The sequence below is a fragment of the Pseudomonas sp. CFBP 8772 genome (assembly GCF_014841665.1).
Classification (GTDB): Bacteria; Pseudomonadota; Gammaproteobacteria; order Pseudomonadales; family Pseudomonadaceae; genus Aquipseudomonas; species Aquipseudomonas graminis_B.
Genome location: NZ_JACYUI010000007.1, coordinates 53889 through 80864 on the forward strand (window position 1 = coordinate 53889; position 26976 = coordinate 80864).

Annotated in this window: 27 protein-coding genes and 4 pseudogenes; 22 read left to right on the forward strand and 9 right to left on the reverse strand. The window is 55.2% G+C overall.

Going from position 1 to position 26976, the window contains the following annotated elements:
* The first annotated feature begins 21 nt into the window (after nt 1–21).
* From IFT99_RS15510 to IFT99_RS26810, 8 genes and pseudogenes are all read left to right on the forward strand, one after another.
* Nucleotides 22–870, forward strand: coding sequence for a glycine betaine ABC transporter substrate-binding protein (locus tag IFT99_RS15510; RefSeq protein WP_192133330.1), 849 nt, complete (start codon nt 22–24; stop codon nt 868–870).
* Nucleotides 871–947: 77 nt separating this feature from the next.
* Nucleotides 948–2066, forward strand: coding sequence for a quaternary amine ABC transporter ATP-binding protein (locus IFT99_RS15515; RefSeq protein ID WP_192133636.1), 1119 nt, complete (start codon nt 948–950; stop codon nt 2064–2066).
* The gene (locus IFT99_RS15520) at nt 2063–2911 is read left to right on the forward strand and encodes an ABC transporter permease (RefSeq protein ID WP_192133332.1); all 849 of its coding nucleotides are present in this window, start codon (nt 2063–2065) and stop codon (nt 2909–2911) included. The genes IFT99_RS15515 and IFT99_RS15520 overlap by 4 nt, the downstream gene beginning before the upstream one ends.
* Nucleotides 2908–3759 carry an ABC transporter permease gene (locus IFT99_RS15525; RefSeq protein WP_192133333.1) on the forward strand — a complete coding sequence of 284 codons (852 nt, stop codon included), beginning with the start codon at nt 2908–2910 and terminating at the stop codon, nt 3757–3759. Before IFT99_RS15520 ends, IFT99_RS15525 begins: the two co-directional genes overlap by 4 nt.
* 11 nt (nt 3760–3770) lie before the next feature.
* On the forward strand, nt 3771–4769 hold the full coding sequence (locus tag IFT99_RS15530) for a 4-hydroxyproline epimerase (protein ID WP_192133335.1): 999 nt from the start codon (nt 3771–3773) through the stop codon (nt 4767–4769).
* 130 nt (nt 4770–4899) lie between these two features.
* Nucleotides 4900–5883, forward strand: a complete 984-nt coding sequence (locus IFT99_RS15535) for a GlxA family transcriptional regulator (protein WP_192133337.1) — start codon at nt 4900–4902, stop codon at nt 5881–5883.
* Nucleotides 5826–6635, forward strand: a pseudogene (locus IFT99_RS26805) (PAS domain-containing protein); the annotation flags it as partial. The gene IFT99_RS15535 and the pseudogene IFT99_RS26805, both read left to right, overlap by 58 nt.
* A 33-nt stretch (nt 6636–6668) precedes the next feature.
* Nucleotides 6669–7703: pseudogene (locus IFT99_RS26810) on the forward strand (ATP-binding protein); the annotation flags it as partial.
* 325 nt (nt 7704–8028) lie between these two features.
* Here the strand turns inward: IFT99_RS26810 and IFT99_RS15545 are convergent.
* Entirely contained in the window at nt 8029–8244 is a 216-nt protein-coding gene (locus IFT99_RS15545; protein WP_192133339.1) for a hypothetical protein, read from the reverse strand.
* A 354-nt stretch (nt 8245–8598) separates the two neighbouring features.
* Here IFT99_RS15545 and IFT99_RS15550 point away from each other — a divergent pair, with 354 nt between their 5' ends.
* Entirely contained in the window at nt 8599–8913 is a 315-nt protein-coding gene (locus tag IFT99_RS15550; RefSeq protein ID WP_192133658.1) for a hypothetical protein, read from the forward strand.
* Here the strand turns inward: IFT99_RS15550 and IFT99_RS26815 are convergent.
* On the reverse strand, nt 8843–9064 hold the full coding sequence (locus IFT99_RS26815) for a PLDc N-terminal domain-containing protein (RefSeq protein ID WP_192133341.1): 222 nt from the start codon (nt 9062–9064) through the stop codon (nt 8843–8845). The two genes, IFT99_RS15550 and IFT99_RS26815, sit on opposite strands and share 71 nt — an antisense overlap.
* Before the next feature lie 406 nt (nt 9065–9470).
* Between IFT99_RS26815 and IFT99_RS15560 the strand changes: the two genes are divergently transcribed.
* The gene (locus IFT99_RS15560) at nt 9471–10973 is read left to right on the forward strand and encodes a M10 family metallopeptidase C-terminal domain-containing protein (protein ID WP_192133343.1); all 1503 of its coding nucleotides are present in this window, start codon (nt 9471–9473) and stop codon (nt 10971–10973) included.
* A 222-nt stretch (nt 10974–11195) separates the two neighbouring features.
* Nucleotides 11196–11996, forward strand: a complete 801-nt coding sequence (locus IFT99_RS15565) for an OBAP family protein (protein WP_390896233.1) — start codon at nt 11196–11198, stop codon at nt 11994–11996.
* Between the two features lie 37 nt (nt 11997–12033).
* Here the strand turns inward: IFT99_RS15565 and IFT99_RS26325 are convergent.
* Nucleotides 12034–12264 (reverse strand): annotated as a pseudogene (locus tag IFT99_RS26325) (tyrosine-type recombinase/integrase); the annotation flags it as partial.
* Nucleotides 12265–12284: 20 nt separating this feature from the next.
* Nucleotides 12285–12554, reverse strand: coding sequence for a DUF1652 domain-containing protein (locus tag IFT99_RS26820; protein WP_192133347.1), 270 nt, complete (start codon nt 12552–12554; stop codon nt 12285–12287).
* Nucleotides 12555–13136: 582 nt separating this feature from the next.
* Between IFT99_RS26820 and IFT99_RS15575 the strand changes: the two genes are divergently transcribed.
* From IFT99_RS15575 to IFT99_RS15585, 3 genes and pseudogenes are all read left to right on the forward strand, one after another.
* Nucleotides 13137–15998, forward strand: a complete 2862-nt coding sequence (locus IFT99_RS15575) for a PAS domain-containing hybrid sensor histidine kinase/response regulator (RefSeq protein WP_192133349.1) — start codon at nt 13137–13139, stop codon at nt 15996–15998.
* Nucleotides 15999–16157: 159 nt separating this feature from the next.
* Nucleotides 16158–16385, forward strand: a pseudogene (locus tag IFT99_RS15580) (DUF2188 domain-containing protein).
* A 379-nt stretch (nt 16386–16764) separates the two neighbouring features.
* Complete coding sequence (locus IFT99_RS15585; RefSeq protein WP_192133351.1) at nt 16765–17100, forward strand: hypothetical protein; 336 nt, start codon at nt 16765–16767, stop codon at nt 17098–17100.
* A 339-nt stretch (nt 17101–17439) separates the two neighbouring features.
* Here IFT99_RS15585 and IFT99_RS15590 read toward each other — a convergent pair whose 3' ends face one another.
* The 5 genes from IFT99_RS15590 to IFT99_RS15610 all read right to left on the reverse strand — a co-directional run bounded on the left by IFT99_RS15590 (nt 17440) and on the right by IFT99_RS15610 (nt 20970).
* Nucleotides 17440–18030, reverse strand: coding sequence for a nucleotidyltransferase family protein (locus tag IFT99_RS15590; RefSeq protein WP_342214624.1), 591 nt, complete (start codon nt 18028–18030; stop codon nt 17440–17442).
* 20 nt (nt 18031–18050) lie between these two features.
* Nucleotides 18051–19577 (reverse strand): IS66 family transposase, encoded by a 1527-nt coding sequence (tnpC, locus tag IFT99_RS15595; protein ID WP_192133353.1) that lies wholly within the window; start codon nt 19575–19577, stop codon nt 18051–18053.
* A gap of 50 nt (nt 19578–19627) precedes the next feature.
* Nucleotides 19628–19963, reverse strand: a complete 336-nt coding sequence (tnpB, locus tag IFT99_RS26330; protein ID WP_047579085.1) for an IS66 family insertion sequence element accessory protein TnpB — start codon at nt 19961–19963, stop codon at nt 19628–19630.
* Nucleotides 19960–20277, reverse strand: a complete 318-nt coding sequence (gene tnpA / locus IFT99_RS15605; protein ID WP_192133355.1) for an IS66-like element accessory protein TnpA — start codon at nt 20275–20277, stop codon at nt 19960–19962. The genes tnpB and tnpA overlap by 4 nt, the downstream gene beginning before the upstream one ends.
* Nucleotides 20278–20688: 411 nt before the next feature.
* Nucleotides 20689–20970, reverse strand: coding sequence for a hypothetical protein (locus tag IFT99_RS15610; RefSeq protein ID WP_192133357.1), 282 nt, complete (start codon nt 20968–20970; stop codon nt 20689–20691).
* Nucleotides 20971–21165: 195 nt separating this feature from the next.
* On the opposite strand from IFT99_RS15610, the gene IFT99_RS15615 reads away from it, so the two are divergent.
* The 8 genes from IFT99_RS15615 to IFT99_RS15645 all read left to right on the forward strand — a co-directional run bounded on the left by IFT99_RS15615 (nt 21166) and on the right by IFT99_RS15645 (nt 26966).
* The gene (locus tag IFT99_RS15615) at nt 21166–21639 is read left to right on the forward strand and encodes a hypothetical protein (RefSeq protein ID WP_192133360.1); all 474 of its coding nucleotides are present in this window, start codon (nt 21166–21168) and stop codon (nt 21637–21639) included.
* 145 nt (nt 21640–21784) lie between these two features.
* A complete protein-coding gene (locus IFT99_RS15620; RefSeq protein WP_192133362.1) occupies nt 21785–22024 on the forward strand; it encodes a hypothetical protein in 240 nt (79 codons plus the stop codon).
* A 110-nt stretch (nt 22025–22134) separates the two neighbouring features.
* The gene (locus IFT99_RS15625; RefSeq protein WP_192133363.1) at nt 22135–22839 is read left to right on the forward strand and encodes a hypothetical protein; all 705 of its coding nucleotides are present in this window, start codon (nt 22135–22137) and stop codon (nt 22837–22839) included.
* A 94-nt stretch (nt 22840–22933) separates the two neighbouring features.
* Entirely contained in the window at nt 22934–23170 is a 237-nt protein-coding gene (locus IFT99_RS15630) for a hypothetical protein (protein WP_192133365.1), read from the forward strand.
* A gap of 507 nt (nt 23171–23677) precedes the next feature.
* Nucleotides 23678–24043: a hypothetical protein gene (locus IFT99_RS26335; RefSeq protein ID WP_238785914.1), complete on the forward strand. Its 366-nt coding sequence runs from the start codon at nt 23678–23680 to the stop codon at nt 24041–24043.
* A 62-nt stretch (nt 24044–24105) separates the two neighbouring features.
* The gene (locus IFT99_RS15635) at nt 24106–24312 is read left to right on the forward strand and encodes an antirestriction protein ArdR (RefSeq protein WP_192133367.1); all 207 of its coding nucleotides are present in this window, start codon (nt 24106–24108) and stop codon (nt 24310–24312) included.
* An 11-nt stretch (nt 24313–24323) separates the two neighbouring features.
* Nucleotides 24324–24575 (forward strand): hypothetical protein, encoded by a 252-nt coding sequence (locus tag IFT99_RS15640; protein WP_192133369.1) that lies wholly within the window; start codon nt 24324–24326, stop codon nt 24573–24575.
* 387 nt (nt 24576–24962) lie between these two features.
* Entirely contained in the window at nt 24963–26966 is a 2004-nt protein-coding gene (locus IFT99_RS15645; RefSeq protein ID WP_192133371.1) for a putative bifunctional diguanylate cyclase/phosphodiesterase, read from the forward strand.
* The last annotated feature ends 10 nt before the right edge of the window (nt 26967–26976 follow it).

The following is a 26976-nucleotide window of genomic DNA, read 5'->3' on the forward strand; positions in this document are numbered from 1 at the left end:
AACGTGAGATCGGGGAACGCCATGAAGATGATTTGGAAGGCAGTCTGTGCGGTTGCGGTAGCGGGGGTGATGAGTCTGTCGGTCCACGCTGAAGAGAAAACCATCACGATGGGTACGTTGTCCTGGGAAGACCTGACGCCTATAACCGGGATCACCAAAAAAGCCCTTGAAGATTCAGGCTACAGCGTCAAGGTGGTCGAGTTTTCCGAATGGGGCATCGCTTACGCCGCTTTGACCAAGGGCGACGTCCAAGTGCTGGCCTCGCAGACCGACTACGCAGCAGCGGACTACTGGAACAAAAACAAGAACCGCCTGGAGAAGCTTTCCCCAGTGTCCCACGGCCTCTATCAAGGTATCGCGGTCCCTCGTTACGTCGACATCGATTCAGTCGACCAGTTGAACGCCAACGCTGACAAGTTCGGCGGCAAGATCATCGGCATCGAGCCGGGGTCGGGCCTGATGGGCGATGCCGCTAACGTCGTCAAAGCTTACGAGCTCCAGCTCAAGCTGGTTGAAGGCAGTACTGCGGCCATGACTGCGGCGCTCAAGTCCGCAGTGGATCGTAAGGAGTGGGTAGCGGTCACGGTCTGGGAGCCTTCCTGGATGGTTCAAAAGTTCGGTGTAAAATTCCTGAAAGACCCGAAAGCGGTATTCCCGCCACCACAAGGTTACTACTGGATCGGCCACAAAGGCTTTGCTGAAAGCTACCCGCGCGCCCGTGAGGTCATGGCGGGTGTTTACATCCCGGTCGCCGACATCACTGCCATCAACACGCAGGTCAAGGACGGCAAAACCATGGAGCAGGCCATCAAGGACTGGACCGACAGCCACGCCGATTTGATGAAGCGCTGGGAAAACATAAAAAAATAAGCATGCGACACTTTTTGCCACTGCCGCCTTTTGATCAATGACAGAAGTCAGCCATGACTGACTCGACGGGTTACGACATGACTACGGCTAAAAAAGACACGAACGAAGTGCTGGTGGATTGCCAGAACGTCTGGAAAATTTTTGGAAAGAGCGCACCTGCGGCGATGAAAGCTGTCGTTCAGCAGGGGCTGTCCAAGACCCGGATTCTGCAAGATTACAGCTGCGTAGTTGGCGTCTCGGACGTCAGTCTGCAAGTCCGTCGAGGCGAAATCTTCTGCATCATGGGGTTATCCGGCAGTGGCAAATCCACCCTAATCAGGTTACTTAACAAACTGATAACCCCGAGCTCAGGAAAGGTTCTGGTTAAGGGCAAGGACCTCTCCACTCTATCAGCGGCACAGTTGCGCGAAGTCCGGGCTCGGCACATCGGCATGGTGTTTCAGAGTGTAGCGTTACTGCCCAACCGGACCGTGCTGGAGAACGCTGCGTTTGGCCTTGAAGTCCAGGGCATCGGCAAAGGCGAGCGTAACAAGGTCGCCGAGCGTGCGCTTGCCAAGGTCGGTTTGAGCGAATGGTCTTCGCGTTATCCGAGCGAACTGTCAGGGGGAATGCAGCAGCGAGTCGGCTTGGCTCGTGCCATCACCGCTGACCCGGAGGTGATCCTGATGGACGAACCATTCAGCGCGCTCGACCCTCTGATTCGCCGTCAACTGCAGGACGAGTTCCGCCAATTAACGAAAGATCTGGGTAAATCAGCGGTCTTCATTACCCACGATCTGGAGGAGGCGATCCGAATCGGCGACCGCATCGCGATCATGAAAGATGGCGTAATCATCCAGGTCGGCACTGCCGAGGAGATCGTGCTCCATCCGGCCGACGATTACGTGGCCGAGTTCGTTGCAGGCATCTCGCGTTTGCATCTGGTCAAAGCCCATTCGGTGATGACCCTGGTCGAGCCGTTCAAGGTGTCCAACCCCGGCTGTGATATCTCGCGCCTCGTCAAAACCGCGCCCAATACGGACATTGATGAACTGATCGGCCTGATCATGAAGTCAGAGCGCGATGCGGTGGCGGTGGTGGATGACCGTGGGATCATCGGTATCATTACAGCCAAGGATCTTCTGCGCGGCGTGCAGGGAATTCCAAACGAGTTTTCCGACGCCAGCGCGACCGCTGCATTGGAGGCCTCGGCATGAGTACCCCCGATTTTTCCAGCGAATTCGACCTGGCGATTGACTCAAGTCTCGAGTGGCTGGCCGAGCATGGCGAGTTTGTTTTTGATGCCGCCAACGATGCGCTTACTGCGGTGTACAAAGGCGTGATGTGGTGCATCGCCATGCCGCCGTTTTATGTCATTGCGATACTCATCGCGCTGATCGGCTGGCGGCTGATCGGTGTTCGCTTCGCTGTACTGGCGGGGCTGGCGATGATGTTCTGCGCTTACATGGGCCTGTGGTCGGAAACGGTCAGCACGCTGGCACTGGTACTCACCGCGACCATTCTGGCGCTGCTGGTAGCGATCCCGCTGGGTGTCATCGCAGGACTGGCGCCTGCTTTCGATCGGATCGTAGATCCCTTTCTGGATCTGGTGCAGACGATGCCGCCCTATATTTACCTTTTGCCCGCCATCGCATTGCTGGGTTACGGCCCTGCTACCGCCTTGCTGGCAACCTTTATCGTTGCTCTGCCACCGGCATTGCGCCTGACCTCGTTGGGCATTCGAATGACGCCCAAGGAGTTCATTGAACTGGGTGACGCCAGTGGTGTGACCCGAATGCAGATGTTTTTCAAGATCCGCTTGCCATTCGCGATGCCTAGCATCATGGCGGGCGTCAACCAGAGCCTGATGATGGCGTTCGGCATGGTGGTGATTGCCGGAATCGTCGGTTCGGGTGGTCTCGGGGAGTCGATCTACGGCGCGGTCCGCACACTGGATATCGCCAAATCGATCAATGCTGCCATTGCCATCGTCATTCTGACCATGATCCTTGACCGCCTGGTGCAGAGCGCGGCGCAATCTGGCTTGGGAGAATACGCATGAACGTCACCGACCTGCGCTCCTCTCCCGGCGAGTTCCTTGCGCCCGGCGTGGACTGGCTGAACGCCAATCTGCATGGTCTGTTCGTGGCCATCAGTCAGGTCGTTGAAGCGGTGCTGGGGCTGGTCGAGCGTATACTCCTTGCGCCTCATCCGTATGTACTCATCGCTATTGTCTTCATCGCTGCGTTCTTCTTCGCCACCAAGCGTGTCGCGGTGTTCGCGGCGCTGATGCTTGCATTTTGTCTGTTTTCCGGCCTGTGGGTTGCGTCGATGCAGACTATTGCCTTGGTGTCGGTGGCGGTACTGGTCTCGGTCACGATTGCCTTTCCGCTGGGTGTGTTGGCGGCACGTTTCAGGCGAATTGACGATGCACTGTTGCCCATTCTGAACATCATGCAGACCGTTCCGCCCTGGGTGTACCTCATCCCTGCGGTGATCCTGTTCAGCCTCGGCCGCGTTCCAGCGATCATCGCGACCGTTGTCTATGGCATCCCGCCGATGCTTCGGCTCACCACCCTCGCGTTCAAGCAACTGCCCAAGGACCTGCTCGAACTGGGTCAGGCGTCGGGAGCATCGCCCCGAGACATACTGTTCAAGATCGAGTTGCCGACCGCCGCACCGACGCTTCTGGTGGGACTGAACCAGTGCATCCTGATGTCGCTCGCCATGGTGGTGCTGGCGGGACTGGTGGGCGCCGGCGGTCTGGGCGCTGAGGTGACGCGCGGGCTATCACGAATGGAAATGGGCCTGGGCCTTCGGGCAGGCCTTGCTATCGTCGCCATTGCGTTACTCCTGGATCGCCTTTCACGCGGCGCACTGCAGCGCCATTCCCCAACCAAGATGGTCTAGCGGAACTCACCATGAGACGTAGTTTTTTCTGCATCGATTCCCATGCCTGCGGTAACCCGGTTCGCGTTGTGGCAGGTGGCGGCCCGTTATTGCCCTCGGTGTCGATGGCCGAGCGGCGAGATATTTTTGTCCGCGATCATGATTGGGTGCGTACGGCGTTGATGTTCGAGCCTCGCGGCCACGACATCATGTCGGGCGTGATCATTTATCCGTCGGTGCGCGAGGATTGCGATTTCGGTGCGTTGTTCATCGAGGTCAGTGGCTGCCTGCCCATGTGTGGCGCGGGCACCATCGGGTTATCGACGGTGGTTATCGAAGAAGGGCTGGTGACGCCCAATGAGCCCGGCAAGCTTGCTATCGAGACCCCAGCCGGGCGCGTTGACGTCGAGTACACCATGGACGGCGAATTCGTCGAGTCGATCAAACTGTTCAACGTCGCGAGCTTCTTGCACAGTGCCGACGTCGTTGTGCAGGTGCCCGGCCTAGGCCAATTAACCGTAGACATTGCCTATGGGGGCAATTTCTATGCTGTAGTGGAACCGCAGGCGTGTTGGGCCGGCCTGAGCGGGCAAGGCACTGGCGACATCGTCGCTCTGAGTCAGAAGCTGCGTGCAGCGCTGGCGCAGATCTGCCACCCCGTGCACCCCGAGAACGACAAAATCACCGGCGTACATCACATCATTTGGTGTGATGAGCCGCAGAGCAGCACCGCCCACGGTCGTTGCGCCGTATTTTATGGCGACAAGGCCATTGATCGCTCCCCCGGTGGCACCGGAACCTCAGCCAGGATGGCGCAGTTATTCGGCAAAGGCCGATTGAAGGTCGGCGATATTTACCGGCACGAAAGCATGATCGGTACGCTTTACGAGGGGAAGGTCGAAGAGGGCGTCAACGTCGGAGAGTTTGACGGCATGCGCCCGAGTATCACTGGATGGGCCCGGATAACCGGCCACAATACTATTTTTGTCGATGATCGAGACCCGTTGGCTCATGGTTTCCAACTGGCATGAGCGCAATGCTGTGCAACGCTAATCAGCCGAATGCAGCGGATACAGGCACACCGAATCGACATCAGGAGCAGGTTCGCTGGAACCCGTGGCGAGGGGCACGTTGAGCGATAGACGGGAATTCAGCGGTGGGATGAAGGGCAAGAACCTGCGCTATCTGCAAGCCCATGAAGAAGCAACAAGCACATTCACCCGCACAGGTTTTTTGCTGCTGGAGCATTTTTCGCTTCCTGCATTTACTCAGGCATTGAATACCATCGTCACGGCGAACCTGCTGCGGCCTGGCCTGTTCTCATCGAGGACTTTCGGTCTGTATGATCGCGAGGTCATCAGCGACCTAGGGTTGGTCATCCGGCCGGACGCGCGCCTTGATGTGCCTTCGCTCGACACTCTTGATCTTCTGGTGATATGCGGCGGTTATCGAACCGAACTCAAGACCGACGAGTATCTGACCCACCTGCTCATCACTGCATCGGCGCTGGGGGGCGCCATGGCGGGCTTGTGGAATGGCGCCTGGTTCCTGGGCGCTGCCGGCTTGCTTGAAGGCTATCGCTGCGCAATCCACCCCGAGCACCGTCCGGCACTGGCGGAGATCAGCAAGTGCACTCATGTCACCAGCGAGTCTTTTGTCGTGGATCGCGATCGACTTACCTCATCCAGTCCGTCGGGCGCCTTCCACATGGCACTTGAATGGATAAAGAGTTTGCACGACAAGGCGTTAGTCGAAGGCATTGAAGACATCCTGTCTTTTGAGGAGTCGCGCTATCGACGCATCAAGCCCAGCCGTCACATCACCGTCAGCGCTCCGCTCAAGGAAGTCGTAAAACTCATGGACGCCATCCTTGAGGAGCCGCTTGAAATGGACGAACTGGCGGTTTACGCGGGGCGCTCTCGTAGGCAGCTCGAACGTCTGTTCAAGGAGCAGTTGGGCACCACCCCGCAACGCTATTATCTAGAACTGCGCATAACCGAAGCCAGGCGCCTGTTGCAGCACACCGAGCTGTCTCAGGTCGAAGTGGTCGTCGCCTGCGGCTTCGTGTCCCCCAGCCATTTCAGTAAATGCTACAGCACATATTTCGGCTACCGGCCTTCAAAGGAAAAGCGTCTGGTGAAGTAGGATGTCGAGTCAGCGGCAAGCGGAGACCCTTTTTCAGCTACTGTCTCTGCTACTCGCATGCCCATGCTGATCACCGATCACCGATCACCGATCACCGATCACCGATCACCGATCACCGCCAAGATGACAACCCTGTCGTTTTTGCGAACGCCGCTTTTTATCAGTTGACCGGATACGCTGCCGAGGACGTTATTGGCCGTAACTGTCGTTTTCTGCAGGGTCCAGCAACGAATCAGGATCACATAGCAAGGGTTCGAGAGGCCATAAGACGGCGCGAGCCTATTGAGATCAAGCTTCAAAACTACCGCAAAGACGGCAAGAGCTTCTGGAACCATTTGCACGTGCACCCCGTGCTCGGCGGAGAGGGGGAACTAGTGTATTTTTTCGCTTCGCTTTCAATTCTTTGCTCTGAGCAGGAGCGATTGCGCTATTTCGACGATGAGCTGACCACCAATGAACGCGCCCTTGACGCCCTCATCCGGTCATCTACCGAAGTCCGTTACCGCATCAGCACGGACTGGAGTGAATTGCATCAGCTTAATGGCGGCGACTTCATTACGGATACTCAGGGCAACGACCGCCAGTGGCTCGATAGATACATACCTGCTGAGGACCTCGAGGCTGTTCGAGCCGAGATTGCGCGGGCAACCAAGACCAAATCGACCTTAGAACACCGAGTCAATCGGGTCGATGGCTCCGTCGGCTGGGCCCTCTCTCGCGCGATTCCCATGCTCGACGAGTCGGGTGAAATCAAGGAATGGTTTGGTGCGGCTTCCGATATTACCGAGCGCAAGAATGCTGAAGAGGCACTGCGCCAAGCCCACGAAAGCCTCGAGGAAAGGGTTGCTCAGGCCTTGGCCGAACGCAGCCAGATTGAAGAGCAACTGCGCCAGTCTCAAAAGCTGGAAGCGATCGGTCAGCTCACCGGCGGCGTTGCGCACGACTTCAACAACCTGTTGACGGTCATTCGTTCCTCCACGGACTTTCTCAAGCGGCCCAACCTCTCGGAGGAACGACGCGGTCGCTACGTAGATGCCATTTCAGAAACGGTGGACAGAGCGACAAGGCTGACCGGGCAACTCCTTGCCTTTGCCCGCAGGCAAGCACTTAAGCCTGAGGTCTTTTCCGCCTGCGATGCGGTGCGATCGATCTCTGACATGATGAATACGCTCACTGGCAGCCATATTTCGATCAACTTCGTTCTGCCTGACACGCCCTGTTTTGTGAAAGCCGATCCGATCCAGTTTGACACCGCCACCGTTAACATCGCTGCCAACGCGCGGGACGCGATGGGTCAGAGCGGCCAGCTCACTGTTTCCGTAAGCGCTGTTGAAGTCCTTCCTGTCATCCGTAGCCATGCAGCGGTTTCAGCACCCTACGTGGCCGTCTCGCTGACAGACACGGGGTGCGGTATTCCGGCTGACAGACACGAGCGTATCTTCGAGCCTTTCTTCACAACCAAGGAAACGGGCAAGGGCACAGGACTGGGGTTGTCGCAGGTATTTGGCTTCGCGAAACAGTCGGGAGGTGAAATTGCCGTAAAAAGCACTCAGGGCAAAGGCACCACATTTACTCTGTACCTGCCACGAGTTGAGTCAGTCGAACGCTCTGAGCGGGTGGAGAGCTCCATGAGTCAGTTCGATGGGCAAGGTTTGCGAGTGTTGGTTGTAGAGGACAACTCAAGCTTGGGACTATTCACGATCGAAATGCTGACAGACCTTGGTTATAAACCTGTCCTGGTGTCTGATACGCAAGCCGCACTAGATCGTCTCGCTGAGAATGCCGAGCATTTCGACGTTGTATTGTCATGCCGGGCATGAACGGCATCGAGCTAGCCCAACGAGTTCGCCGCCTGTACCCAGATCTTCCGGTCGTGCTGACATCAGGCTATAGCCACGTGCTAGCGCAAAACGGTACGTACGGATTCGAACTGCTGCACAAACCCTATTCGGTGGAGCAGGTTTCCCAAGTCCTACCGAAGGCCGCCATCCAAACACACTCTTAATAGGCGCTTGAGCTTTCCTGGGCAGGCGTGGGGCAGGCATGATCCTCAGCGCAGACCAATTTCGCTGGGTGAGCGCTGAGTACTGCAGACACGTGAGGGTCGGGCATCAATCTGATACGAAAAACGTGTCGTGATGAGCTTCAGAACGCAGCAAAGGGCACATCAGCGCTCAGGCTTGGCATTTCTGGAAGAGACGAGGTTGCCGCAGGTTTCAAGAGATTCGCCCGAATCAAGTGAATGCGGGCATGATCGAACTTGCCGGCGCGTTCCAGCTCAGTGGCCATGTCCAGATGCCAGTCCATCATCGCCTGAAGTTTGGCGACCTGGCCTGTGCTTCGTCCTTTTACTGTGGGCATCCTGCCCTCCTTTAGATTGTGGCTTACACCATTACAGTATAGTGCCTACGTGCCGGGGCCCACATACGACTTCGGTATGACGTCCAACGAGGAATGCCCGCCATGCCCATTACCAATGCCGACACCGTGGCCCGTGGGCAGGAGATCATCGATACAATTGGCACGCTGTCCGACTGACTGGCCCAGTACAACGCCGCCCAGGCGCGCTACTACATTGCCTCGCTGTATGAGCTGGGCCTGCTGGAGCAATCCTAGTTTAACGAGCTGATGGCCGCCAACGTGCAGGCGCTCAATGATTGGGAGACGCACCACGCCGGCATGAAGGCCGATCGCATCTTAAATGATTGATTGCACTTGCAAAATGAAGAAAATGACCCGGAGCGCGTCAAGCTGCTCATCAAGGCGATCCGTGGCGGGAGGAGCGACGCGTTCGCCGAGCACAATGCAGCACTGACCATCGACTACATCAAGCAGGTGCATGAGAGGGGCATCATCAATGCCGAGCAGTTAGAGGCCTTAGTGATCGCCGTGAATGACGCTGCGGACAGTTGGTATCCAAAATTGAATAAGGGCGGCCAGCTGCTGCAGGGCTCACGTTTCATCCCTTGCTGTGTCCAGGGAAGGAGGGGGGACGGACTGTACCGCGCGGACCTGCGATGCCCCACGTAGCCCAGCCTACAATGGGAACGATCAACACAAATGCAGCCCACGCAGCTTTGACCAACCCGCTCTTGTTACTTCGAGAAACGCTGTAAATGATCCAGGCGTCGATGAGCAACATGATCAACAGCATTGCAGTCGTGAAGAGTGTGATTTCCATGTGAGTTACTCCTGACGATGGTTAAAAGGAAGACCTGTTCAAGGCTTGTTTGTCTTCAACAACACACTGACTGAATGACGAGCGGCGGGGTTCGATGGAGTCCATGCGAAAGTTTTAGTTTGTTAGTTCATCCTGTTGACGCACATCCCCCCTTCTTTTGCTCGCTACGTCGGCATGCGTATGTGGATCATGACCTCTCGGCTGTGTGGGCTGAATCAATCATGCCGCTGGAGTCATTCGGGCTATGTCGTCTCTGGATGGATGCGAAAAATCAAACAAACACGGCTTTGACCGGTCTACCAGGCCAATGTCGGGAAATGCTGAACGTTTCCGATGCTCGTGGTGACTGGTTATTCATTTTATGAGAGCGGACCCAGCGTCACATCCTCCTATCGCGAGAACAAACATGGCTCAATCAAAGAAAACTGCACAGCAGAGTGACGCGGATGACACTGTCGTGGCGATCCCGCATGGCTTCTACGACAAGTATGTGGGCACTGCGGACGAAGACACGATTGTCGGCACCACCAACGCTGATGTCATCTTTGGCGGCGAGGGCGACGACATTCTCATCGGTCAGGGAGGGGATCCCGATCCGTTCAGCAACGCACAGGATCGCTACAACGGCGGCGCAGGCGTCGATACGATCACCAGCCACTCCGCTTATGTCTACGGGAACACGTTCGTCTACACCTCGGTGACGGACAGTTACTTCGACAAACAGGGCTCCCACTCGGACCTGATCAAAGATTTCCAATCCACTGACGTACTTGACCTGACGGCCCTCGGGCTAGAGCGTGTTGGCAATGGCCACAACGGCGATCTGGCGGTCACCTACAACGTCGACGAGGACATTACCTATGTTCGCTCGCTGGATAAAAACGCCCAGGGCCAGGCATTCGAAGTCAGACTTGAAGGCGATCACGCCGCTGAGCTTGGCACGCAAAATTTCGCCCTGCGTTACGACCTGACTGCAGAAAGCACTGGCCGCGAACATGGGCTAAGCAACAAGCAATACGTCATCACCGGGACCGATGGCGATGACATTCTGGTCGTTCCCCGCTCCGGCAACATCGTAACCGGTGGAGGCGGAGCGGACGACATGTCCGGCGGCGGTTCCCGTAACACGTTTGTCTTCGAGCATCTCACCGATAGCTTCGTGAACGACGGCACAGGCCAATCCAGCGTTGACCTCATCCACAATTTCAGACTCGGTGACGGTGATCTGCTGGACGTTTCGGCACTGGGGTTCACTGGCCTTGGGAATGGCTACGACGGCACGCTCAATTACAGCTATGACAGCGTAGCCGGTTACGCGATTGCCCAATCCTTTGAAGCCGATGAAGACGGCAACCGATTCGCCGTGCACCTGACTCAATACGACCGGGATCCGCTCACCGGCCTGCAGGACATGGATCGCTTCACCTTTGCCGGAGACAGTGCAGCAGACCGCGCCAACCAGACGCTGACTGGCGATAACCACCGTGACACGTTCACCAATTCGACCGCGGGCGGCATCCTCGTCGGAGGCGGTGATGATGATCTGTTGGTGGGCAACACCGGGGTCGACACCTTCCGATATGTCGAGAAGAGCGACAGCTTCCGGGGCAATTCGGACTTCATCAAAAACTTCGACGCCACTCAGGACCGCATCGATGTTTCAGCGCTGGGCTACACTGGCCTTGGCGATGGCACCGATGGCACGCTTAAGGTGATCTACGACACCGCCCTGAACCGCACCTATCTCAAGGATTACGAGGCGGACGCTGACGGTAACCGATTTGAGATCAGTATCGACAAGAACGTCGCCAAGACTTTCACCGCCGATAACCTGATCGTGGCTGACGCGAGCGCTGCGCATATCGAGCTTGTGGGCCTGGCACCCGCTGACCTTCACCCGATCGGTTGAATCGAGAAGCGCCATTCAAGATGGCAAACACAAAAAGCCGTCGTACGTTCGACGGCTTTTTAACGTTCGACCTATATGCCCTACCGAAGCGAGTTCAGCTGATCCTTAGTGATCTTGGTTTGCAAGGCGCATACCGGTTTGATCGTGCGCCGTACCTGGTCAAGGTAGTGGATGGTTGGGCAAGCGAAGCAATTACTTCCTACACAAAAAAGGAGCAGTGCTGTGCCACAGATCAAATGGTCTCATTTAATAACTTTATCCATCTCCTGTAGCCTTCTGTGGGCATGTTCTGGCGCGAAAACAGAATCTCCAGTTGAGGCTCCTGGCAGGCCCGAGAGCACCCTCACCAAAGTGTTGGAAGCAGGCGCTGCCACGCTTCAGTCAAAACCACCGCTTGATGCTTTGAATGCCTACCTGGATGGGTTCCATTTCTACAACGGCCATCCCAAGGTGCAAATGGAAGCTCATCATTACTGCTCCATCCTCAATGAGGATGTCATCCAGTGCGTCATCTATGATGGGAACACTAAAGACGCCAAGATCATGGGCGTTGAGTACATCATCGACGAAAAGCTGTTTGCAACGCTGCCCGCTACTGAGAAGCCAATGTGGCACAACCACGGTTACGAAGTGTCTTCCGGCCAGCTCGTGGCTCCAGGTATCCCTGCCACAGCCGAGCATGCGCTCATGGAAAGACTGGCTCACACCTACGGCAAAACATGGCATACCTGGCATACCGACCAAGACAAAACGCTCCCCTTGGGCGTGCCGCAGCTGATGATGGGCTTCACCGCCGACGGCCAGGCTGACCGCGCGATGTTGCAGCAACGAAACCAACGCCTGGGGATAGATGCAACGGCAATCAAGGCTCAGCGCTCAGACATACAGATTCCGAAGGCTGATCCAGCTGCGGACGGTTGGCAGCATGGCAAGGTAATTCAACTGAAGGATCCGACAGGCCACATTCATGGCCCAGCTTCGTCGCCGACACCTCAAGGCACTAACAGCCGCTCCAGCCAGTGATTGACGACGCCGAGCCAACTTACGGGTTCGGTTCAACATGCTCCAGGGCATTGGTGGCTACGGTTGCGCTGAGGCCGTGAACGCGCAGTCCGTCCACTTGCCCAAGCTTTTTTGCGTAGGCCGTGATGCCGGCCCCCGTCAGATTGACTCTCTGAGATATGAATAGCAGCAGCCTCCTGTCCGCCAGATGATGCTCTGTGCTTTCCAGGTACTGCTAAGTGCGGCCGGCCGCGACCGGGTGCAGCGGCATCTGTTGCAGTGAAGGTCCTGCGTCGTTTGTTGTTGAAACTATCCCCGACGGTCCATAGGAGAGCTTGAGTCGCGGTTTGCCAGCATTACCAACCTGTACTCCTCCCTTATTTGGGCGACTAGATCGGAGACCGACCTCATGGTAATCAGGTCGGAGATCGGGATACCAGGCACGGTAAGGTCCACCTGTTTCGTTGGTGGATTTAGCAGCTGAATGGTCATGGTGCCAACAGCGTTGACGGTGCAAATGCACTTTTGAGGCAAGAAGCTTGACTCGATGATATGGCGCAATTCGAGACTGGAGAGCATGGCGTTCCTTCCTAGAACATCGACCTCGTTCCAAAGTATTGTAGCAACAGTAATTCAACGTTCCAGAAGTATTGCAGGAGCTGCATCATCTGATACTCACTCGGCAACATTCCGATTATAGCCCTGCCTTGCCAGCTTAAAGCCAATGCGGTCACAGAACAGATTCCGAGCCACGGGAACCCTTCAGGCAAATGGGAAAGCATCAAGCAGCGCGATTCAGCAGGATGCCGAGTCAGGCTTGCTGGTCGCGCACTGCACTGGATTCTGTGCCTGATAGGTCAACACAACTTTCAAATCGTCCATGGTTACCCTAACGGCAAGCAGGGTTACTGCATTCATGCACTAGGTGCAGAAAAGCGGTCGTGAGCGATTCTCAGCCCTGCGCATTCAACATTGGATCCGCGGATAAGTCGCTCAGATGTACCCCAGGCTCTGTCGTCAAGCGTGGGGGCAGGCGCGTAGAAGGACACCCATTTCACGTCCATGTCTACAGACAGAAGGCTGGAATCCTCAATCCGATCATGACAAATTGCGTGCCACACGCAGCAGTGTCGTCTTGGGTATGGAAGGGGATTTGGGGAATTGTCCGAAATTGAGTTAACTCTGCTATCACGCCAGGCGCTTGAGGCAAAGGCGCGTCAGCTACAGGCTCAACTTCGCAGTCAGGATGAGGAGCACGCCCGTGCAAAAGCGGTCTTCGACAGTGCGATCGAGTTCGCCATCATAACCACCGACCGCAGCGGGATCATCACCGCGTGGAATCTAGGCGCAGAGCAGGTGATGGGTTGGACTTCCAGTGAAGTGTGTGGTCATGACGCCTCATGTTTTTTCACGCCGGAGGATCGCGCCAGCGGGCTTCCCGGCTATGAAATGGCCACGACATTGCGCGATGGTCGGGCGAGCGACGAGCGCTGGCACTTGGGCAAAGGTGAAAGACGGTTTTGGGCTTCTGGTGAAATGATGGTACTCCGCGGCCAGGACGAGGAGCACATCGGTTTTGTTAAGATTTTTCGAGATCGGACCGCTGAGCATCTGGCTGGCATAGTCCTGAAGCAAACCGAACGTTTACTTCGCCAGGCACAGGAAGCAGGCGGCGTTGGTTTGTTCTCAATCGACTTGGCCAGCGATGTGCTCTGGGGCACTCCAGAGTTTTTCCGCATTTATGGGTTGGCTCCATCCGACAGTTATCCGGTTGCCGAAATCGAGGCATTGACGACCCTAGGGCATGGTCATTTTGATTTAGCCATAGGGGGACGTTTAAAAAGTGATTACCGTGCTGACATCGATTACTGCATTCGCAGGCCAGATACTGGAGCCCTGCGATGGATCAACCGCATCGGCAAAATGGAAGCGGATGAACACGGAAATTGGGTACGTTTTTCCGGTTCTGCTCGCGACATCACGGAGCAACGCAAAGCTGAAGGAGCGCGTATAGCGAGCGAAATTCGCTATAAGACCTTATTTAACATTATTGATGATGGTTTCTGCGTCATCGAGTTTCTCGATGGTCCTCACGGTTCACTTAGCGATTACATACATGTGGAGGCTAATGCTGGATATCAACGACAAACCGGTATCACCGGCATCGTGGGGCAGACCATTCGAAACTTGGCACCGGCCGAAGCAGACGGTTGGGTTGAGTTGTACCGCGAGGTGCTGGAAACCGGGCGTACTATCCGTTTCGAGCGTTTCTTCGCAGCAGCAGGCCGTGACATCGCAGTATCGGCCGCTCGTATCGACCCAGGCAGTCGGCGACAGGTGCTGCTGTTATTCCGAGATATCACCGCACGGAAGAAAGCTGAGCGTGTTGCTCAAGCGAACGTCGAACGGGTGCAGCTTGCTTTGGCAGCTAACGCGATCATCGGCACATGGGTTTGGGACGTTCCGACTGATCGGCTAACGGTAGACGAATCCTTCGCGAAGGCATTTGGCTTAGATCCTGTGCTGGGCCGAGAGGGAATTTCATTCACCCAGATCATCGAAAATGTACATCCTGACGATCGGGACAACTTGGTTGCAGTCACCCAAGAGGTCCTTAAGCGTGGCGGGAGCTATGCATACCAATATCGCACACGACGCGCCGATGGGCGCTACTACTGGCTTGAGGCCAACGGCCATTGCAACCTGGGTGCTGATGGGGCCCCTACGACTTTCCCAGGCGTGCTCATTGACAAAGAGGATCGTCGCGCCCTTGAAGCCGAGCGTGATAATGCTACCGCTGCCTTGCGTTTGCTCGCCAATACGCTAGAAGAGCGCGTCGCTGAACGCACCGAAGAACTGCTCCGTTCCGAAGAACAGCTGCGGCAGTCGCAGAAAATGGAAGCTGTGGGCCAGCTGACCGGCGGCATTGCTCACGACTTTAACAATTTGTTAGCTGGAATTTTGGGCAGCCTAGAGCTCATGAGTCTTCGCGTTGACGAAGGGCGCCTCGCGCACGTTCATAAATACCTGGCTGCTGCCTTGAGTGCGACCAAGCGTGCAGCCGCGCTTACGCAAAGGCTGCTTGCATTTTCGCGTCGCCAGATTCTTGCTCCGATCACTATCAACGTTAACGACCTGCTTTGCGACTTGAAAGAACTGCTGCAACGCACTGTCGGCCCTAATTACCAGATTAAGGTCAACACTGCGCCTGGTCTGTGGCTGGCCCTGGTCGATCCGTCCCAGTTGGAAAATGCACTCTTGAACCTTTGCATCAATGCGCGCGACGCGATGCCTGAAGGGGGAACGATTTTCATCGAGACAGCCAATCGTGAGATAGACAAGAAAGCAGCCCTACGTCAGGACATGCCTCAAGGGTGCTATCTAGCGCTCAGTGTCTCAGACACGGGGACCGGGATGCCGCCTGAAGTGATTGCCAAAGCGTTTGATCCTTTCTTCACTACTAAGCCGGCTGGTAAAGGAACCGGACTGGGTCTATCCATGATTTACGGATTCGCCAAACAGTCTAACGGGCAGGTCCGTATTCATTCCGTTGTAGGTCAGGGATCGACAGTGACGATCTACCTGCCGCAGCACCAAGGTGAAGTCTGTTCGCCAAGCGTTCTCTCCGCGCCAACGTTGACATCGCACGCGAGAGAGGGAGAGACGGTACTGGTGGTCGAGGACGAGCCTACCGTCCGTTTAATGGTCACTGAAGTTTTGGAGGAAATGGGTTATATCGTCATTGAAGCAACTGACGCTGCAGGGGGGCTTCGCGTGCTGCAGTCCAATGCGCGCCTAGACTTGCTAATCAGCGATATAGGGCTTTCAGGACAAATAAACGGGCGACAGCTTGCAAGCACAGGTCGATTGACGCGGCCTGGACTTAAAGTGCTGTTTATCACGGGCTATGCAGAAAATGCCTTGCTTGAAAACGGTCAGTTAGAAGCAGGGATGTCAGTGTTGGCCAAACCGTTTTCAGTGAACATCCTCGCGAACAGCATCCAAGAAATGCTTGCACGGTAAGCCACTGCCTTTCGTGAACTCTCGCAAGCGCAGCGGCTGTAGTGACCCATGGGTCGAGTGAGGAAGGTCCCTCTGTGTCAGCCACCATGTCCAATCGCCGATAAAAATAAACGTTCATTGCTCAAACGCATCATATGCTGAGAATAAATAGGAGGTCTCATGGACAATTATCACATTAGCAAATCTGTAGACGGTTGGGATTTGAAGAAAGAAGGCGCTACCAGGGGCGTCTAAAAAGCGCGTCGACAAAGGCAGAGATCGTGGCGTTGGCTGCAGAATTTCTTGACGGTAAGACAGCTTCTGTAAAGATTCATAAGGAGGACGGGACCATCCAGGATGAACGAACCTATCCCCCGTAGGGCGGACCCTGCGAAAAGTGAAGGGTGAAATGGTCGAACGCAGCGAGCAGCATGTTGTAGGTGCCCACAATGTTCACTGGCAAAAGCGAAGTCATGAAGTCAGCGTCGGGGCTTGCGTCTGCTGCCAAGTGGATAACGGTATCGATGCCTTTGCACGCTTCAAGGCAGCTCGGAAGATCCTGATATCCAGAGAAAAGCGCTGTGCTGATTCCGGGAATGTCTGCACGTCGATATCAGCCAGGCGAAAATCCAGCTTGTCAATTTGCGCCGACCAAAAGGCGGTGCCAATACGTCCTGCAGCACCTGTGACAACCGCTACCGCTCATCACAACGTAGTCATGACACAGCTTTAACGACAGGCGCGGGTAGAATTAGCCACTTACAGACGCCCTATACCGAGACTTCCGATGAACACAGAACTCACAGAAGAAGAGATGCGACGTGCGCTCTTCGGCACCTCCGAGGTTTCGGCTTCGGCTGTATCCGCAGCAGCAAAAGAACCTGCCTCACAAACAGTGGTCGAGCCCCCACCAAAACCTGCCGTTAAAAGGAAGACAGCGAAAGCCTTTACGCCAAGGCTAGGAGTGACCCTGCGGGTTGGGAATATTTTCGAAGGCGAGACCCAAGAAATCTTTCACGAAGCTGACACCATGAGCACCCTCCTTGCAGAGCAAGAAGCTACCCGATTGGCGAGAAAGAAGTTCAGGTACGTTGACGTGGTTTCGGTTAAGCCCATTTTGTAATCACACGCCACCGATATATGGAGCCGCGTAGGTGCACGGGCACAAAGCGACGTCCATTCCTTCTCATTAGGTCGGATGTAGGAGTATCAATGCACCTTTGGGGTTGCTGAGGTGTGCTATGCGATGGCCGCAGGTAGCTGCTTAGCAACCACCTCGTAAAGCTGGTCCAGCGTCCAGGGCTTCGCCATGAACATGGAGTGAGCTGGGAGCTCATGTCCCTGAACTGACCTGTGACCAGAGGTCAGAATTACCGGCAGGTCAGGCCATTTTTCCCATACGATTTTTGCGAGTTCGAAGCCGTTCAGGACACCAGGAGTCCTGATATCAGTAAGCGTCCGGTTAAGTCGCCTTGACGCAAGGGATTGAAGGTAAAGGCGCTGATGCAAGCGTGAGAAGTGGCCAGATATCTATCCAGTTTTTGGACTTGAACCGTTCTTGATAGATCTTTGTTTTCTCCGTGGCAAACTTCCCTGCTGGCCTGATAACCAACCCAAACAGATCATCGAGGCCCAATGGCGCTGCGACCTCGCATGAACCTGACTCTCCTAGTCTGACGGCTACCGCCGTTGCGGTTTCCGGCCAGTAGCGCATTGCGTCGGTCGTTGAAAGGTATGGTTCATCCCCATTCTGAACATGCATTCTGGCTTGGTTTTTTACAGACCACATTGCAGTCGGGTCTAGCCCTCTGAGGAGCGTCTCCAAGGCTTCATCTTCCTCTGGAGAGCAACGTTTATGATCAAACCAAATGACGTCGACGTCTGTTGATACAGGAGAAGGACTGCGCCCGTGTAAATAGTCCCAAACCGCGTTTCGGAGGAAACCTGCTCCAATCCAGCAGTCTGGCAAATTGAGGGAACGCACCATTTTTAGTAGTCGCCAGCGGATGGGATCTTCTGAAATAAGCGTTTGGATTATCGATATATCGTCCACGAAAAACTCCCTTTTTCAAGCTATGCAGATATCCACTGATGCGGCAGCAGTTGCTCGATCTCGCTGGCTCGCTGCGTCGGCAGCCGCGTCAGCACATCCTTGAGATAAGCATAGGGATCATGCCCGTTGATGCGCGCCGACTGGATCAGGCTCATGATCGCCGCCGCTCGTTTGCCGCTGCGCAACGACCCAGCAAACAACCAGTTCGAACGCCCAAGCGCCCACGGCCGGATCAAGTTTTCGATCTGGTTGTTGTCGATGGGCACAGTACCATCTTGCAGGTAGCGCGTTAGCGCTACCCAGCGTTTAAGGCTGTAATCCAGGGCCTTGGCCGTGGCCGAACCCTCGGGCACAAGTTCGCGTTGAGCCAGCATCCACTCATGGAGTTTTTCAGCGATGGGTACCGCTGTTTCCTGGCGTAATCGCCAACGGTCTTCGTCGCTCATGTCCTTGGCGTGCCGCTCGACTTCATACAGCGCGCCAATCGAGTGCAACGCCTGTTCCGCCAACTGACTTTTGTTCGCCACGTGCAGGTCGAAGAACTTGCGACGAGCATGCGCCATGCAGCCGATTTCGGTGATACCTAACTCGAAGCTGGCCTTGTAGCCGGCGAAGTCATCGCAGACCAGCTTGCCGTTCCAGGTGCCCAGGAAGTTGCGTGCGTGTTCACCGGCGCGGCTGGGGCTGAAGTCGTAAACCACAGCCTTTAGGGCCGAGAACGGCGTAGAGCTGTAGGCCCAAACGTAAGCGCGGTGAGTTTTCTTCTCGCCGGGCGCTAGCATTTGTACTGGCGTTTCATCGGCGTGAACCACGCGCTGGGCCAGCACCACTTCGCGCAGTGCATCGACCAGAGGCTGTAGCTGCACGCCGGTTTGGCCAACCCACTGCGCCAGTGTCGAGCGAGGGATGGCCAAGCCGGCACGGCCGCAGATCTTCTCCTGTCGATAGAGCGGCAGGTGATCGGCGAACTTGGCCACCATCACGTGCGCCAGCAGGCCGGCAGTGGGGATGCCCTTGTCGATCACCTGCGGCGGCACCGGGGCCTGAATCAGTATCTCGCACTGCCGACAGGCCCATTTTCCACGCACATGCTGTTCGACGGTGAACACGCCCGGCGTGTAGTCCAGCTTCTCGCTGACGTCTTCACCGATGCGCTGAAGCTGGCAGCCGCAAGCGCACTGAGTGTTGTCCGGCTCGTGATGGATCACGGTACGAGGGAACTGCGGCGGCAACGGCGCACGCTTGGGTTGCTGGCGTGGTTCTGCCTGTGCGGGAGCGGGATGTAGTGCTTTTAACTCGACCTCGATGGCTTCGAGGTCGGTATTGAGCAGGTCATCGAGCAGGCTGCCTTGCGCCGGGCTGATCTGCTCGCTGCGCTTGGCGAACTTGTGGCGTTTAAGGATGGCGATCTCGTGAGTGAGCTGCTCGATGATCGTTTCATCGCGATGGATCTTTCGGCCCATAGTGTCGACCTTGGACATCAACTGCGCAGCCAGTGTGCGCAGTTGTTCGGGGCTCATTTGGTCGAGATCGGGCAAGGAAGTCATGGTGTGGATTTTACCAAAGCAGCCCGACTGCTTCAGCTAAAAGGCAGCATTTAAAGCAATGTAATTGCGCCGCCCGCACCGACTCGTTGCCAGGGTAATCCAAGTACCAGCGCCTGGAGTTGCTCTGGGTCGAGTTCGACCTCCGTCCCACGATGGATGCCTGGCCAATGAAACTTACCTTGGTTCAACCTGCGCGCCGCCAACCAGATACCGACGCCGTCGTGCACCAGCACTTTCATGCGGTTGGCCCGGCGGTTGGCAAAGAGGTAAGCGCAGTGCGGCTTTGCCGCACCGAATACCGCGACCACTCGGGCCAGTGCCGTCTCGGTGCCGGCACGCATGTCCATGGGCTCGGTGGCGAGCCAGATGGCATCGATGCGAATCACTGGGCTAGGCCACTGATAAATCGTGCGCAGCCGTCCGGATCCGAGGATGGCCATTTTACGGTGATGGATTTATCGCCCAGAGACAGCGAGATGATCGCCATCTCTTCTCTTGCGCGTCTTGGGGGCGTTTTTACGGGAACGAAGGCCGGCAGGGTGGCGGGTAATCGATCCCGGTAAGTCGGTAGCCACTTGCGGATCACGTTGGCGTTGATGCCGTGATGAATGGCTACGCTGGAAATCGTCGCTCCAGGTTGCAGGCACTCCTGGACGACTTGGGCTTTGAACGATTTGGGATAAGAGCTTCGTTGGCGCATGAAAATCCTGGCGATAAGGGCGATGGTGTCCGCTTAAAAATACGCGGACACCATCGCCCTTAATGCTGGAGTTCGGTAGGTGACTTGGCCGGACGGTTACGATCCATTAGCAACTTGGATCAGAGAGTCGCGTCACCTAGAAGCCTCAATAGCTGGGATTGTTCCCGTGATCATCGATCTTGAATGGTACGGAGGGGAGGCGGATACACCAGTAATCCACAGAGCATTGGAGCGGTCGAGTTTCCTGGTCTATTGGGGTTCGGCGTGATGGTATTTTTCAAGCTCGCCTTACCGAGGCCATGTGCAAAGGAAACCTCGCTCGACTCGGCAGCCCGCATAGTGCGGGCTAAGCTCAATGGTCGTCGGTAGCCTCGACTACGACAGAGTTCTGAGCCATTCGAATTTTTGAGCTCAAAGATTTTTCGCACAGATTGGCTGTGATCGGGCATCAAGCAGCGGTTCACTGCGGAGTTGTCCATCAGGTGCAACACCTTGGTAACGGGCGCAGCCCTTGGGGTCGTACTCAATGCGCGCTTTGTGATACTTGAGGCGCGCATCAGCCGCCTGAAAGGCGGTGACCTCGGCGCTCGGTAAGCCGTCATTGCCATAAGAATGAAGGACTGTAGTAGCTGGCTTAGATTGCGCACAGCCTGCGATCAAAGCTGAAGAGAGAATAAATAACAGTGCTTTCATCAGGGCTTCCCATGGTTAAGGATGTTGCTGAACAATTTACTAGTCTAATCGATCTTGAAAGAGTCAGGCCTTGGCCTTCGTCAAGGCTACCTGAAACTGCGCTGCCACGTTGCAGCTGGGATGCTTGATTAGGGTCAGATTTACCGCTTTCCGCCTATACCCGCTTGCCAAGCAAATCCAAATAGGAAAAAGAGCATGGATCTAGACGCGATTCCGGTTGCAGCATTGTTAGCTTTGGCAGTCTCGCTGTTTGGGCTATGGCGTGGCGAGCGGGCTCATAACAGGTCTAGAGAAGCAGAGCGATTTCTGCTGCAGCAGGCTGTTTTACTCAAGGCGGAGGCGGTTCGCTCCGAGTGGTATGCCTTAAATCGGGAAAATGACACTTTGATCCTTCGCTTGAGCCTTCATAGAGACCTCCAACCTGAACTGCGAGCGATCGCTTCCGACTACCTTCAAGGTCAGAAGGAATTTCTCGCGATGTGTATTGCGGATGCGACCGCATATGCAGAAAACGTTTTTGCTAACGGGACCATGTTTAGCGAGAAAAGATGCCGCGAGGACATTCGCCTGATCGAACTCAGTCTCGAAAAACTAAGGCGGAATCAAGGGGTATCAGAGCGGAAGTATGACGAACTCATGCAGCAAGCAGCCGTCTACGGCGTCGTCTAGGAAAAGTCGCTGCACCCACAAGCCCGCCCAGTCGCGGGCTTTGTCAGTAGCACAAGGGCACCTTCGGGCCTCAGATCGTGCGGGGTTAGACCAATGACAACTGAACCGGATTGTTGTACGGGCTGCACCACAAGGAATCCCTACTATGCCGATGATTGATACATCTCCGTGTAACGTCCAGTTGGCCGACATGGATGCTGCCGCACTGGCTTTTGATCAAGCGTCGCAAGCGCTGGCCTTGGCTGAAGAAAATGAGGACGAGCCCGCTTGCGAAGCAGCCCGCGCAGCGGAACACAGGGCGCACGAGGCCTGGCGAGTGGCCGCCCAGGAAGTAGGCCGCGTTGTGCATATGCTGGTCAAGATGGTCGAGGGACGTTACTCATAACAGGGCCGAGCCAAGACGCGACAAGCACCCCATCCACCACCAGCTCTACGTACAACGGAAAAAAGGCATCCCGTTTACTACCAGCCCAACGAAGAAAGGAAAGATTGATAATGGATTTTTTGACTGGGATCGGTGGATCAAAAGAACTCTGGAGCGCACTCGGCGGTGCGCTCATCGGCGGCCTTTTTACCCTGTGGGCAACACATCGCACCCAGAAGGCAGAATCTGACCGTGCGACCCAGGAGCGGCGGGATAATCGAGCACAGGTCGAAGATGAACGTCAGCTAACCCTTGCCAACACGGCTCAGTTGATTTTGGTAGAGGTCACCACTGCTTGGAAGGTCTACCAAGTTGAGTATGCTACTGGGCTAATGCAGATTCCCGACGGTGCCCCCTACCTTTGCGTCTTCCCTATTGGCGATAACTCTTTTCCCATTTTTGATTCTGCCCCCGGGTCTTTAGCCCAACTGCCTATTGCAACCTCTCAACTAATCGTCAGGTTCTATATGCGCGCTAAGGGGCTGATTTCTATGATCAATATGAACAATTTTGATACAGAGCGAGCGCGCGAATTTGCGAACGTAGAGTTACAGAAACGGAGCAGTCAAACGGACTCGCTAGCGGGGTTTGAAACCGAGCTCGCCGAGATCACACCGCGCTACGCCCAAGACGCTCACAAAATGGCTTCATTGCTCGGAATGGGTAGCACTGCCGATGGCTTGAAAGGACTCACGAATGAAATCGAAGGCTTGGTTCTCGACATCCAGGCTCGATTGAATCGAGCCATGGACTTAGGGGCCCAGATGAACAGTTAACGGAAAAGTAGCTGCACCCTCAAGCCCGCCCTGTGCGGGCCGAGGTCGTAAAGGGATAGCGATTTTCGCGTCCGCGAAAAGCAGAGAAGTGCTTATGACCGAAGTAACCATCGAAGCGCTCAAGAAAATTGACGGGTGTCAGGTCGCGATGCTGGCTCAGCATGAGCGTGAGGTATTGCGTGAGTTTATGGATCAAGGTCGCAAACTAGGCGTGTGCATCGTTGGGTTTGATACAGACACGGACGTGCAGGGATGGGAAGAAATGAATTCAGCCCGAGCACTGGAAATTCTGGCTGTCGCGAACAGCTACGTCCGACTCTGTTTCTCGTAGGAAACCCCATGCCCACCAAGGCCCCTACAAAGCCGCTGGACGAGCGCGCACTTGACGCCGAAACCCGGGCAAGCCAGTGGCTTGCCGATGGCAACCAGGCTCGCGAGGCGGGCCGAACGGTAAAAGCAGAACGCTGTTTTCAGAAAGCTCAGTTCTGGTTGGATCGCGCGAACCTACTTTCCGGCCGGGCCGAGCGCCCAGCTCCAGCCCGATAGGAAAAATCGATGCCCCGTCAAAGAAAGGCTTCAGTTGCAACGTGGTGCCTCATTGTTTCACTAGCACCACTATCTAGCCTAGCGGGCTCAGGTCCATCAGGTCACGACTTTGTGGTTGCCTTGAATCCTGCAAGTGGCAGTGCCGTAAGCGGGCGGTGAACACATCTTGCTTTCTATCGTCGTGAGTTGCGGCTCCGGGGTAGGCAAGCAGACCACTCTTCAGGCAAGAGAAAATGGCTTAAGATCATCGAAGACTGTAATGGAACATCTCGACTAAAAGGACGCGACATTTATGGAAATCCCCCTTGCTCAAATCAGGGAGCGTTTGAATAATCGCCGATTTACGGTAGCGGGTAACGCCCACGGGCTATCCGGTGCCGGCACAGTATTTCACTACCATGTCGAAGAAGATTCCATTTGGGGTACTTACCAAGGTGGCCGGATCCGCATGGGTCATCAAGTCGGACGCGTGACTAGCCCCGATACGATTGAGCTTCTTTATCATTGCTTAACTACGGATGGTGAAATTCTTGCTGGCTGGTCTCGTGGCACGGTAGGCGTTGATCACGCAGGACGTACCACTCTGTTGTTCGTATGGGGTTGGTTGTCGGGCGCGACTGGAGGTGGGGAGTCTAGCTACGTTGAGCTTGCCGCGTAGCGGTTAAGCTTTTTGATTACGCCCGCGTCCATCTGTGCGGTAGTAACTCGGAAATCGAGACCATGGCAAAGCTGATCGAGGCGCTACGCTCGACCGCCGCGAAGTGGCGAGCAGGCAACCAGGAGCACCGTGAAGGCGTCGTGCTGGTGTGGGACGGCGAGGTGTACGGCTGGAAGGATGAACTGCGCGACCCGGCAAGCGAGCGCCCAGGTGGCGACGACTACAACGGGGCGAAAGCGTGGGTCGCTGTTGACCCCGATCAGGAATAGGAAAATCAGCCGTGACCAATCTTAGTGAAGCGCTTCGTGCAACTGCCAGAAAATGGCGGAATGCTAACCAGGATCACCGTGGCGGCGTCGTGCTGATCTGGCAAGGCGCGGTGTACGGCTGGAAGGATTCCTTGCGTGATGCGAGCGATGAGAGCCCAGGCGTATACGCTGTGAATGAAATAGATCACATTTTCATTGCCGAAGGCGGTGATGAATGTAACGGCGCGAAATGCTGGGTTGCCGCTGTCTTGGACAACAAGTAGGAACAGGACCATGCCCACCAAGGCCCCTAAAGCGCCGCTGGCCGACCGCGTGCTAGATGCCGAGACAAGGGCAAGCCAATGGCTTGCAGACGGCAACCAAGCCGCTGAGGCTGGCCGAGTGACGAAAGCAGAGCGCTGCTTTCAGAAGGCTCAATTCTGGCTGGATCGCGCAAATCATCTTTCAGGCCGGGGTGATCGACCGGCTCCAGCACGGTAGGAAAACGACATGGCCACTACGACCCCGCTTGTGCTGTATGTGTAGCTTCCACCAGCAAACCTCGAGAAATCACCGCTGGGCAGATTCTGGTGGCTCAACGTTCGCGGCAAGGTAGAATGGTGGCTTATAGCCATCACCAAGGCTTCACTAGTGCAAGCTGTGGAATCCCTATGTTAGACGCTAGCCAGATTGACCGAGAACTCGAGAAAAAACCCAGCGCTGTACGCTTCTCCGATCAATTGGAACTACGTTATCAGAGCGATATCCATGCTACCCGCCGGCGCCACCTGATCTTATGCTTGATCTTGGGAGGATTCACATTCAGTAGTTTTTCACTATGGACAGCTGTCATAAATCCAAAGGAACTGGTATCAGCAATTTTGCAGATGGTCGGAACATGTGTACCTAGCACTCTAATGGGGGTGTTGCTTCTAAAGAAATTATCTGAGCGCTGGAGAGAGTACGCCTCCATGTTGCCGTCATACACAGGATTTATAGTTGTCTACAACGTAGTGGTCAATGGTGAACAGCCTGCTTCGGGCGAGCAGTCACTGTTTATGTTCTGCTGGCCGCTGATGCTTATGTATGTTAATACGTGCATGAAAAGCCCTTTCAATGTGGCCTTAGTCTATAACATATTTTGCTTGATCATCACGGCTTGGGGAGTGCATACAGCCCCGATTTCCCTGAGTGCCGGGGGCCTGATAATGACCGCTATAGGCTCTTCATCTTTTTTCTCATTGCTTGGTAACTACTGGTCCAACGCCGAAGCCAGACGACGTTATCTTTATTGGCTCCGTGAGGAAACCAGAGCCTCTAGTCTCACCGATGCCAACAGTGACTTGCAACGTCTTTCAGAGACCGACTCGCTGACAGGACTGGCTAACCGTAGGCACATACAACCGCAACTGGACGCAATTACGACAAACCATTTGAATCGACAGTCCGAGGGTGCAGTATTATTGATCGATATAGACCATTTTAAACGCTATAACGATCATTATGGACATCTCCTTGGCGATGAGTGCCTGAGAGTTGTTGCCACTGCTCTAGGCAGTTGCTTCATATCGCCCTGTACCGTAGCACGATTCGGCGGAGAAGAGTTTATTGCCGTTTTGCCAGATACCTCTCATGATGAGGCCCGTAGGATCGCTCACCATGTACTGCAGACCATACGTGAACTAAACATCGCCCACCTCGGACGTACAGACGGCATCTCCATTATCACTGTCAGCATCGGATTAGCGCACAGTGCGAGTATCGAGCTAACCGATAGCTCCTCACTCCTGGATCAGGCTGACAAAGCGCTGTATCGAGCTAAAAGAGGTGGCCGTAACCGTTTGGAGGACACGGGATTTATATTTTCACAGAACGATGAATCGCTTCTGACCCCGGAGGATATCCGAGAGGCTTTAGCAACAGACCAATTCTGTTTGTACTTCCAACCGCTGTATCAGCTCGAACCTTATCAGCTCACTGGATACGAAAGCCTTATTCGCTGGCAGCATCCCAAGCTCGGAAATGTTCCGCCTGATCTATTCATCGCAATGGCAGAGCGTAGCGGATTGATTCATGCTGTAGGTGACTGGGTTCTGGATAAAGCCTGTGAGCACGCCAGCCGGTGGCACGACGCTGTGAGCATATCGGTAAACCTTTCACCTATACAGCTTGCCAACCCTGATTTTCCAATGAAAGTGGCGGGTGCATTACTCAAGCAGGGTCTTGCAGGGCATCGCCTCATATTGGAAATAACCGAAGGAGTGCCTTTGCGCATAGATGATCAACTATTGAAAACAGTTTCAGGCCTCAGCAACTTGGGCGTGCGACTGGCTCTGGATGACTTCGGTCAAGGTCATGCCAACCTGGCTTATCTCCTGAAGCTTCCATTCCATTCTTTGAAGGTTGACCGTCAGGTATTGAGAATCGAAGACAAATCCCAGCGCGAGCAGGTGTTGATGGCTCTTTTGAAATTAGGGCATGCTTTTGGTCTCAAGGTGCTGGCTGAAGGCGTTGAGACCGCCCAGGATCTCGAATTACTGCGTGATATAGGCTATGACCACGCTCAAGGCTATTATCTTGGACGTCCTCAACCCAATACATTTTCATGTAACACGTTGCCGCCCACCCAAACCCTGGACCCCTACTGTCATCTTCATATAGTTTCGGGCAACTGACTGGACTTGC

Excerpts from the sequence above, each read along its gene's own strand:
- IFT99_RS15510 (WP_192133330.1), top strand. The coding sequence starts at position 22 with ATGAAGATGATTTGGAAGGCAGTCTGTGCGGTTGCGGTAGCGGGGGTG.
- IFT99_RS15525 (WP_192133333.1), top strand. The coding sequence starts at position 2,908 with ATGAACGTCACCGACCTGCGCTCCTCTCCCGGCGAGTTCCTTGCGCCC.
- IFT99_RS15515 (WP_192133636.1), top strand. The coding sequence starts at position 948 with ATGACTACGGCTAAAAAAGACACGAACGAAGTGCTGGTGGATTGCCAG.
- IFT99_RS15625 (WP_192133363.1), top strand. The coding sequence starts at position 22,135 with ATGGATTTTTTGACTGGGATCGGTGGATCAAAAGAACTCTGGAGCGCA.
- IFT99_RS15530 (WP_192133335.1), top strand. The coding sequence starts at position 3,771 with ATGAGACGTAGTTTTTTCTGCATCGATTCCCATGCCTGCGGTAACCCG.
- IFT99_RS26815 (WP_192133341.1), bottom strand. The coding sequence starts at position 9,064 with ATGGAAATCACACTCTTCACGACTGCAATGCTGTTGATCATGTTGCTC.
- IFT99_RS15535 (WP_192133337.1), top strand. The coding sequence starts at position 4,900 with ATGAAGGGCAAGAACCTGCGCTATCTGCAAGCCCATGAAGAAGCAACA.
- IFT99_RS15635 (WP_192133367.1), top strand. The coding sequence starts at position 24,106 with ATGGCAAAGCTGATCGAGGCGCTACGCTCGACCGCCGCGAAGTGGCGA.
- IFT99_RS15520 (WP_192133332.1), top strand. The coding sequence starts at position 2,063 with ATGAGTACCCCCGATTTTTCCAGCGAATTCGACCTGGCGATTGACTCA.
- IFT99_RS26820 (WP_192133347.1), bottom strand. The coding sequence starts at position 12,554 with ATGCTCTCCAGTCTCGAATTGCGCCATATCATCGAGTCAAGCTTCTTG.
- IFT99_RS15585 (WP_192133351.1), top strand. The coding sequence starts at position 16,765 with ATGAACACAGAACTCACAGAAGAAGAGATGCGACGTGCGCTCTTCGGC.
- IFT99_RS15630 (WP_192133365.1), top strand. The coding sequence starts at position 22,934 with ATGACCGAAGTAACCATCGAAGCGCTCAAGAAAATTGACGGGTGTCAG.
- IFT99_RS15560 (WP_192133343.1), top strand. The coding sequence starts at position 9,471 with ATGGCTCAATCAAAGAAAACTGCACAGCAGAGTGACGCGGATGACACT.
- IFT99_RS15645 (WP_192133371.1), top strand. The coding sequence starts at position 24,963 with ATGTTAGACGCTAGCCAGATTGACCGAGAACTCGAGAAAAAACCCAGC.
- IFT99_RS26335 (WP_238785914.1), top strand. The coding sequence starts at position 23,678 with ATGGAAATCCCCCTTGCTCAAATCAGGGAGCGTTTGAATAATCGCCGA.
- IFT99_RS15615 (WP_192133360.1), top strand. The coding sequence starts at position 21,166 with ATGGATCTAGACGCGATTCCGGTTGCAGCATTGTTAGCTTTGGCAGTC.
- IFT99_RS15610 (WP_192133357.1), bottom strand. The coding sequence starts at position 20,970 with ATGAAAGCACTGTTATTTATTCTCTCTTCAGCTTTGATCGCAGGCTGT.
- tnpA (WP_192133355.1), bottom strand. The coding sequence starts at position 20,277 with ATGCGCCAACGAAGCTCTTATCCCAAATCGTTCAAAGCCCAAGTCGTC.
- IFT99_RS15620 (WP_192133362.1), top strand. The coding sequence starts at position 21,785 with ATGCCGATGATTGATACATCTCCGTGTAACGTCCAGTTGGCCGACATG.
- IFT99_RS15545 (WP_192133339.1), bottom strand. The coding sequence starts at position 8,244 with ATGCCCACAGTAAAAGGACGAAGCACAGGCCAGGTCGCCAAACTTCAG.
- tnpC (WP_192133353.1), bottom strand. The coding sequence starts at position 19,577 with ATGACTTCCTTGCCCGATCTCGACCAAATGAGCCCCGAACAACTGCGC.